The sequence below is a fragment of the Streptomyces sp. NRRL WC-3618 genome, from assembly GCF_001280005.1.
Lineage (GTDB): Bacteria > Actinomycetota > Actinomycetes > Streptomycetales > Streptomycetaceae > Streptomyces.
Window position 1 is genome coordinate 1 of sequence record NZ_LGDW01000174.1, and the last position, 7,954, is coordinate 7,954.

A 7,954-nucleotide genomic window follows, 5' to 3' on the forward strand; every position below is an offset into this window, starting at 1 on the left:
CACCCCCGGCTGGCTCGGCTACTCCGACGAGAAGCTGGCCCGCCTGGCCCGCGAGGCCGTCGCCGACGGCTTCACCCAGATCAAGCTGAAGGTCGGCGCGGACCTGGAGGACGACATACGCCGCATGCGCACCGCCCGCGAGACGGTCGGCGACTCCATCCGCATCGCCGTGGACGCCAACCAGCGATGGGACGTCCAGCCCGCGATCGACTGGATGCGCGAACTGGCCCCCTACGACCCGTACTGGATCGAGGAGCCCACCTCCCCCGACGACATCCTCGGCCACGCCGCCGTCCGCAAGGCCGTCAGCCCCATCAAGGTCGCCACCGGCGAGCACATCGCCAACCGGGTCGTCTTCAAGCAGCTCCTCCAGGCCGGCGCGGTGGACATCGTGCAGATCGACTCCGCCCGGGTCGGCGGCGTCAACGAGAACATCGCCATCCTGCTGCTCGCCGCGAAGTTCGGCGTGCCGGTCTGCCCGCACGCCGGCGGAGTCGGCCTGTGCGAGATGGTGCAGCACCTGTCGATGTTCGACTACGTCGCCGTCACCGGCACCACCGAGGACCGCGTCATCGAGTACGTCGACCACCTGCACGAGCACTTCGTCGACCCCGTGCGCATCGCCGACGGCCACTACCTCGCCCCCGCTGTTCCCGGGCTGAGCGCGCAGATGCACCAGGACTCCCTCAAGGAGTACACCTACCCCGACGGCCCCGTCTGGGCCTCCCGTGTCTGACAGTCGGTGCCTGGTGGACGCCCACCATCACCTGTGGGACCTGGACCGCCGACCCCAGCCCTGGCTGGACGAGCCCGGCCACGAGCCCATCCGCCGTACCTTCGGCGCGGCCGACCTGCGCTCGGCGGCGACCCGGCCGGTCGCCGGACGGAAGTTGGCGAGCACGGTGGTCGTCCAGTGCGTGGCCTCCGTGCCCGAGACACGGGAACTGCTCGCCCTGGCCGGCACCGACCCGCTCATCGGCGCGGTCGTCGGCTGTCACCTCCCCGGCCGTCGCGGACATGCTCGACGACCTGCTCGCAGGGCCCGGTGGCCCGTACCTCCGCGCCCTGCGCCACCTCGTACAGGGCGAATCGGACCCGGCGTGGCTGCAACAACCCTCCGTGGAACGGGGGTTGCGGGCGGTGGGCGAGCGCGGACTGGCGTACGACGTCCTGATCCGCAGCCGGCAGTTCGACCAGGCGGTCCACCTGGCGGAACGCTTCCCCGATCTGCCGATCGTCCTCGACCACGCGGGCAAGCCGCCCATCGCCCAGGGTGATCTGGGCGACTGGGAAAGGGAGCTGCGGAGGCTGGCCGCGCGTCCTCAGGTGCGCTGCAAGGTCTCCGGCCTGGTCACGGAGGCCGACTGGCAGCAGTGGACGACGGCGGACATCCGCCCGGTGTGGGACGTACTGCTGTCCGCCTTCGGCCCCGACCGGCTGATGTTCGGTTCCGACTGGCCGGTCTGCATCCTCGCCGGCGGGTGGAACCAGTGGGCCACCGCTGTCGAGGAACTGCTCGTCGACTGCTCCGCCACCGAGACCTCGGCGATCCTCGCCGACACCGCGACCGGCTTTTACCGCCTGAACCGCACTGCACCGCAAACCCCTGAAAGGAAGGAGGGAACACCATGCTCCTGACCCGTCTGCTGCACCCGGGGATCCTCGAAGCGCTGGCCGGAGCCGGCCACGGCGCCCGGGTACTGCTCGCCGACGGCCACTACCCGGCGAGCACCGCGACCGGGGAACGCGCCCGCATCATCCATCTCAACCTGGCGCCCGGCCTACTGGACGTCACCACCGTGCTCGACGTCCTGCTGAGCGCCCTGCCCGTCGAGTCGGCCGACGTGATGGTGCCGCCGGAAGGCGAACCGGAGCCGCCGGCCATCGCCGAGTACCGCTCCATGCTGGCGCCCGTCCCGGTCGACACCCTCGGCCGCTTCGAGTTCTACGACGCCGCCCGCTCCCCCGACCTGGCGCTGGCGATCGTCACCGCCGACACCCGCACGTACGCCAACCTGCTGCTGACCATCGGTGTCCGCGCTGAAGGGACCCTGACCCCGCGATGACACTCGCCGTCCGTTACATATCCGCCCGCACCCTGGACACCGCCCCCGCCGAAACCTCCGCACCTGGTCCCGGTGAGGTGGAGCTGGCGCCCGCCTATGTCGGTATCTGCGGCACCGACCTGCACATCTTCCACGGCGACATGGACGCCCGGGTGTCCACGCCCGCCGTCCTGGGGCACGAGATGTCCGGCCGGATCGTCCGCGTCGGCCCCGGTGTGGACGGCTGGGCGCCCGGTGACGCGGTCACGGTGATGCCGCTGCGCTGGGACGACACCTGCCCGGCCTGTCTCAAAGGCCATCAGCACATCTGCCAGCACCTCGACTTCATCGGCATCGACTCCCCCGGCGCGATGCAACAGCGCTGGACCGTGCCCGCCTCGACACTCATCCGGCTGCCCGACACCCTTCCCCTGGACCGGGCCGCGCTCGTCGAGCCCACGGCGGTCGCCGTGCACGACGTCGGCCGCGCCGCTGTCACCGAGGGCGAGCACGTCGTCGTGGTCGGCGGCGGACCCGTCGGCATCCTCATCGCCCTGGTCGCACGAGCCGCAGGAGCCGACGTACGCATCGCCGAACTGAGCGCCTACCGGCGCGCGCTCGCCGAGAAGTCGGGACTGACCGCCTGGGACCCGGCCGTCGACGACGTGGCTGAGCTGGTCCGCGAGTGGACCACAGGCGCGGGCGCGGACGTCGCCTTCGAGGTGTCCGGCGCCGCCGCCGGCGTGGACACCGCGGTCGACGTGCTGGGGGTGCGGGGCCGGCTGTGCCTGGTCGCCATCCATCCCCGGCCCCGCGAGATCAACCTGCACCGCTTCTTCTGGCGCGAACTCACCCTCGTCGGAGCCCGGCTGTACACCCGCACCGACTTCGAGAAGGCGGTGACACTCGTCGCCGACGGCACGATTCCGGCCGAGCGGCTCATCAGCAAGGTCGTACCGCTCACCGAGGCGCCCGCCGCTTTCCAGGCGCTGGAGGCAGGCGGCGACGTGATGAAGATCCTCGTGGACTGCACCAACAACGCCCAGGGAGCCGCCATATGACCTCCTTCGACCTCACTGGGAAGCTCGCCGTCGTCACCGGTGCCCGCCGCGGGATCGGCCGGGCCATGGCCCGCGCGCTCGCCGAGGCCGGCGCGGACGTCATCGGCGTCAGCGCCACGCTGGAGGAGTCCGGCAGCGACATCGAGAAGGACGTCATCGCGGCAGGGCGCACCTTCGAGGCGATCCGCACCGACTTCGCCGACCCCGAAGCCGTGCGCGCACTGGGCGCCGACCTCGCGGGACGGGAACGACCGGTGGACATCCTCGTCAACAACGCGGGCACCATCCGCCGCGCCCCGGCCGCCGAACACACCGACGCCGACTGGGAGCTGGTCCTCCAGGTCAACCTCACCGCACAGTTCGCCCTCACCCGTGCCGTCGGCGCGGCAATGGTGGCCCGCGGCCAGGGCAAGATCATCTTCACCGCGTCGCTGCTCAGCTTCCAGGGCGGCATCACCGTCCCCGGCTACACCGCCGCCAAGCACGGCATCGCCGGCCTGACCAAGGCACTGGCCAACGAGTGGGCGGCACACGGCGTCAACGTCAACGCCATCGCCCCGGCTACATCGCCACCGACAACACCCAGGCCCTCCAGGACGACCCGGCCCGCAGCAAAGCGATCCTGGAGCGCATCCCGGCCGGCCGCTGGGGCAGCGCGGACGACCTGGCGGGCGCCACGGTCTTCCTCGCCTCCGACGCCGCCGCCTACCTCCACGGCGTCGTCCTGCCCGTCGACGGCGGATGGCTGGGCCGATGAGCAGCACCGACGACCTGGCCTCCGTCCTGGCGGGTGCCCGCCTCATGCCGGTGCTGGTCGTGCCGGATGCCGACACGGCCGTCCCGCTGACCGCGGCGCTCGTCGCGGGAGGCGCCCGTTGCGCCGAGGTCACCTTCCGCACCCCGCAAGCCGAGCAGGTGCTCAAGGCGATGGTGGAGCACGGCGGACTCACCGTCGGCGCCGGCACGGTCCTCACGCCCGAGCAGGCAGAACGGGCCGTGGCGGCCGGGGCCCGCTTCGTGGTCTCCCCCGGCTTCGACGAGGAAGTCGTCGCGATGTGCCGGAAGCTGGGAGTTCCGGTGGTGCCGGGTGTCGCCACCGCCACCGAGCTGATGAGGGCTTTGCGGGCCGGCATAGACACGGTCAAGCTGTTCCCCGCAGAACCCCTTGGCGGCCTGCCGATGCTGCGGGCGCTCACCGCGCCGTTCCCGCAAGCACGGTTCGTACCGACCGGCGGGATCGGCGCCGGTCTGCTGGCCGGCTATCTCGCCGAGCCTGCGGTCCTCGCCGTCGGCGGCAGCTGGATGGTGACCTCCGCGCACCTGGGACGGGGCGACTACGAGGGAATCCGCCGACTGACCGCGGAGGCCGCGGAGGCCGCGGAGGCCGCGGAGGCCGCGGAGGCCGCGGAGGCCGCGGAGGCCGCGGAGGCCGCGGAGGCCGCGGAGGCCGCGGAGGTGATCGACGTGGTGGCGCTCGGCGAGGTGATGCTCCGCCTGGACCCGGGCGAGGGACGCATCCGCACCGCCCGCTCCTTCCAGGTCTGGGAGGGAGGCGGCGAGTACAACGTCGTACGAGGCCTGCGGCGCTGCTTCGGCCTGCGCACGGCCGTCGTGACCGCCTTGGCGGACAACGCGGTGGGCCGACTGGTCGAGGACCTGATTCTGCAAGGCGGAGTCGACACCTCGCTGATCCGCTGGGTGCCCGAGGACGGCGTCGGCCGCACCGCCCGCAACGGCCTGAACTTCGTCGAACGCGGCTACGGCATCCGCAGCGCACTCGGCGTCAGCGATCGCGCACACACGGCCGTGTCCCAGTTGAAGGAGGGTGACGTGGACTGGGACAACGTGTTCTCGGCAGGGGCACGCTGGTTCCACACCGGCGGCATCTTCGCCGGCCTCTCCGACACCACGGTGGATGTCGCGGACGAGGCCATGGCCGCTGCCCGCCGCCATGGCGTCACGGTCTCCTACGACCCCAACTACCGCCCCAGCCTCTGGGCCGGCCGGGGCGGCGCCGACGCCGCCCGCGAGGCCGACCTGCGGCTCGCCCGGCACGCCGACGTCGTCGTCGGCGCCCTGGGCCTGGCCGGAACGTATCCGGGACAGGCCCGCGTCGGGGCCGACGAGGTGACAGACGCGCTCGCCGAAGTGTCCGGCCTGCTGCCCGAGGCGAAAGTACTGGCGACGACCCTGCGCGAGGTGCCCTCGGCCGGGATCAACGACTGGTCCTCAGCCGCCTGGTCCGCCGAAACCGGCTTCGTCACCGGCCCCCGGATGCCCGCCCTGCACGTCCTGGACCGCATCGGCTCCGGCGACGGCTTCGCCGCAGGCCTCATCCACGGCCTGCTGGCCGGAAACGACCGGCCGGGCCGGTTGACGACTGCCTGCCTCAAGCGGGCCCTCGCCTACGGCACCGCGCACGGCGCGCTCACCATGACCACCCCCGGGGACGTCTCCATGGCCTCGCTCGCCGAGGTCGAAGCGCTCATGGCCGACGGCTCGGCCGCCGTCAGACGCTGACCTGCCGCCGAGTGGCCCGCGCCACCCATACCCCCCAAGTCGCTAGGAGCACAGTTGAGGCATCGAACCGCCGGACGCCGAAAGATAACGAACACCGCTGTCGAACTCACCGGCCTCGGCTTCGGGGCCTCCGTCATGGGCAACCTGTACCGGGTCACCCCGGCCGAGGACGCGGCCGCCGCGGTCGAAGCCGCCTGGGAAGCCGACATCCGCTACTTCGACACGGCCCCGCACTACGGCCTGGGCCTGTCCGAGCTGCGCCTGGGCACCGCCCTGCGGCAGCGGCCCCGTGCCGAGTACGTCGTCTCCTCCAAGGTGGGCCGGCTGCTGGTCCCCAACGAACATCCACGAGGCGTCGACAGCGAGGGCTTCGTCGTACGGGACGATCTGCGCCGCCAGTGGGACTTCAGCCGGGACGGGGTGCTGCGCTCCATCGAGGCCACGTTGGACAGGATGGGCCTCGACCGCCTGGACGTCGTCTACCTGCACGACCCGGACGACCACTGGGAGCAGGCCGCCAACGAGGCCATGCCGGCCCTGGCGGACCTGCGCGACCAAGGAGTGGTCGGCGCGATCGGCGCCGGCATGAACCAGTCGGCCATGCCCGCCCGCTTCCTGCGCGAGACCGCCGCCGACGTGGTCATGCTCGCCGGGCGCTACACACTCCTTGACCAGTCGGCGCTGGACGACGTCCTGCCCGCAGCCGAGGAACTCGGCAAGAGCGTGGTGGCTGTCGGGGTGTTCAACTCGGGGCTACTCTCCCGCGACCGGCCTGCCGAGGGCATGAAGTACGACTACCAGGACGCCCCGCCGGCTCTGGTCGCCCGCGCCCGGGCGATCGCAGACGTCTGCGCCGCCCACGGGACGAGCCTGCCCAAGGCAGCGATCGCCTTCCCGCACACTCATCCCACCGTCATCAATGTCACCCTCGGCATGAGGACTCCGGAACAGGTCAGACGGAACGTGGAACTCCACCGGCAGCACATTCCCGAAGGTCTCTGGGACGACCTCCGTGCCCAAGGACTGATCAGGCCGGATGTGCCAGGCGAGGGCGCCGGGGCGAGGAGTCCGAAGTGTCTCTGACGGACAAGGCCATCGATCAGATCCGTGAGCTCGTCCGCACGGGTGCGCTGCCGCCGGGATCGAAACTCCCCCCAGAACCCGACCTGGCGGCCCAACTGGGTCTGTCCCGCAACCTCGCGCGTGAGGCCGTCAAGGCACTGGCCGTGGCCCGGGTCCTGGAGGTCCGCCGGGGCGACGGCACCTACGTCACCAGCCTGCACCCCAGCCTGCTCCTGGAGGGGCTCGGCGGCGCGGTGGAACTCCTCCAGAGCGACTCGGCCGCCCTGCAGGACCTCATGGAGGTACGCCGGCTCCTCGAACCCGTCGCCACCGCGCTGGCCGCCGCCCGGATCTCCGACGACCAGCTGGCCGAAGTCAAAAGCCACCTGGACGCCATGCGCGAAACCCACGACAACGTCGAACTGCTCAACTCGCACGACGCCGCCTTCCACCGCGCCGTAGTCGCCGCGACCGGCAACGAGACCCTGCTCACCCTCCTGGAGAGCGTCTCCGGCCGCACGCTGCGCGCGCGGATCTGGCGCGGTCTGGTCGACGACCAGGCCGCGGGACGCACCCTCGCCGAGCACGAGGCCATCTACGCGGCCCTCGCCACCCGCGACTGTGCCCTCAGCCAGGCCGCCGCACTACTGCACGTGAGCAACACCGAACAGGCCCTGAAGGAGCACCTCCGCTCAAACCAGCCACTCTCCTTCCCATCGCCGACACAGAAGTGACGAGCGGCGTCACACAAACGCCCCACGTGAAGATGCCTGCGCGGCAGGGCGACGCTCGTTCTTCATGGCCAGGTCGGCGTGCAGGTAGACGTCGGTGGCCTTGTGCTGGCGTGTCCGAGCCAGAGCGCAATGGTGGAGGTGTCGACGCCGGCGGTCAGCAGTGAGGACTCACTGGCGGCGGGCTTGTGCGGGCTCTTTCTGGGAGGCTGTCGAGCGCGGAGACGTCGGCGCGCTGGCCGAGACTCTGGATGTGGAGGACCCCGACGGCGAGTCGTCGCTCGGGGCCCTGTTGCCCGCGCTGTCCTCCTGGCGGCGACGGCAGCGGGTGCGGGCCACGCTCGACGGTTGGCGTTACCGGGTCATGTGGCGGCCGATGGCCGAGCCGGGCGCTCAGCCTGACCTGCCCGGTGCCTGGGTGCTCGTGGTGCGCGACTGGGCTTGATCCGCTTTGACGGACATCCGAGATCAGGGGTTCAGCCCCGGGAGGATGTCCATCATGGAGAGCATGGGGAAGAAGAAGCCTCGCCCTCGT

7 protein-coding genes and 3 pseudogenes are annotated in these 7,954 nt (G+C 71.4%); all 10 read left to right on the top strand.

Going from position 1 to position 7,954, the window contains the following annotated elements:
- Positions 1–736: enolase C-terminal domain-like protein (locus tag ADL01_RS17910; RefSeq protein ID WP_324614609.1), on the top strand; the 736-nt coding region annotated here is incomplete at its 5' end.
- A pseudogene (locus tag ADL01_RS17915) lies at positions 729–1,638 on the top strand (amidohydrolase family protein). The gene ADL01_RS17910 and the pseudogene ADL01_RS17915, both read left to right, overlap by 8 nt.
- Entirely contained in the window at positions 1,629–2,066 is a 438-nt protein-coding gene (locus ADL01_RS17920) for an RbsD/FucU domain-containing protein (protein WP_053743013.1), read from the top strand. The pseudogene ADL01_RS17915 and the gene ADL01_RS17920 overlap by 10 nt, the downstream one beginning before the upstream one ends.
- Positions 2,063–3,106, top strand: a complete 1,044-nt coding sequence (locus ADL01_RS17925) for a (R,R)-butanediol dehydrogenase (RefSeq protein WP_053743014.1) — start codon at positions 2,063–2,065, stop codon at positions 3,104–3,106. The genes ADL01_RS17920 and ADL01_RS17925 overlap by 4 nt, the downstream gene beginning before the upstream one ends.
- A pseudogene (locus ADL01_RS17930) lies at positions 3,103–3,863 on the top strand (SDR family oxidoreductase). Before ADL01_RS17925 ends, ADL01_RS17930 begins: the two are co-directional and overlap by 4 nt.
- Positions 3,860–4,468, top strand: a pseudogene (locus tag ADL01_RS45365) (bifunctional 4-hydroxy-2-oxoglutarate aldolase/2-dehydro-3-deoxy-phosphogluconate aldolase); the annotation flags it as partial. The pseudogenes ADL01_RS17930 and ADL01_RS45365, both read left to right, overlap by 4 nt.
- A gap of 93 nt (positions 4,469–4,561) precedes the next feature.
- Positions 4,562–5,626 (top strand): sugar kinase, encoded by a 1,065-nt coding sequence (locus tag ADL01_RS45370; protein WP_053743018.1) that lies wholly within the window; start codon positions 4,562–4,564, stop codon positions 5,624–5,626.
- Positions 5,627–5,680: 54 nt separating this feature from the next.
- Complete coding sequence (locus ADL01_RS17940; protein ID WP_053743015.1) at positions 5,681–6,709, top strand: aldo/keto reductase; 1,029 nt, start codon at positions 5,681–5,683, stop codon at positions 6,707–6,709.
- Positions 6,700–7,422 carry a FadR/GntR family transcriptional regulator gene (locus ADL01_RS17945; protein ID WP_053743016.1) on the top strand — a complete coding sequence of 241 codons (723 nt, stop codon included), beginning with the start codon at positions 6,700–6,702 and terminating at the stop codon, positions 7,420–7,422. Before ADL01_RS17940 ends, ADL01_RS17945 begins: the two co-directional genes overlap by 10 nt.
- Before the next feature lie 160 nt (positions 7,423–7,582).
- The gene (locus tag ADL01_RS17950; RefSeq protein ID WP_053743017.1) at positions 7,583–7,864 is read left to right on the top strand and encodes a hypothetical protein; all 282 of its coding nucleotides are present in this window, start codon (positions 7,583–7,585) and stop codon (positions 7,862–7,864) included.
- Positions 7,865–7,954 lie beyond the last annotated feature (90 nt).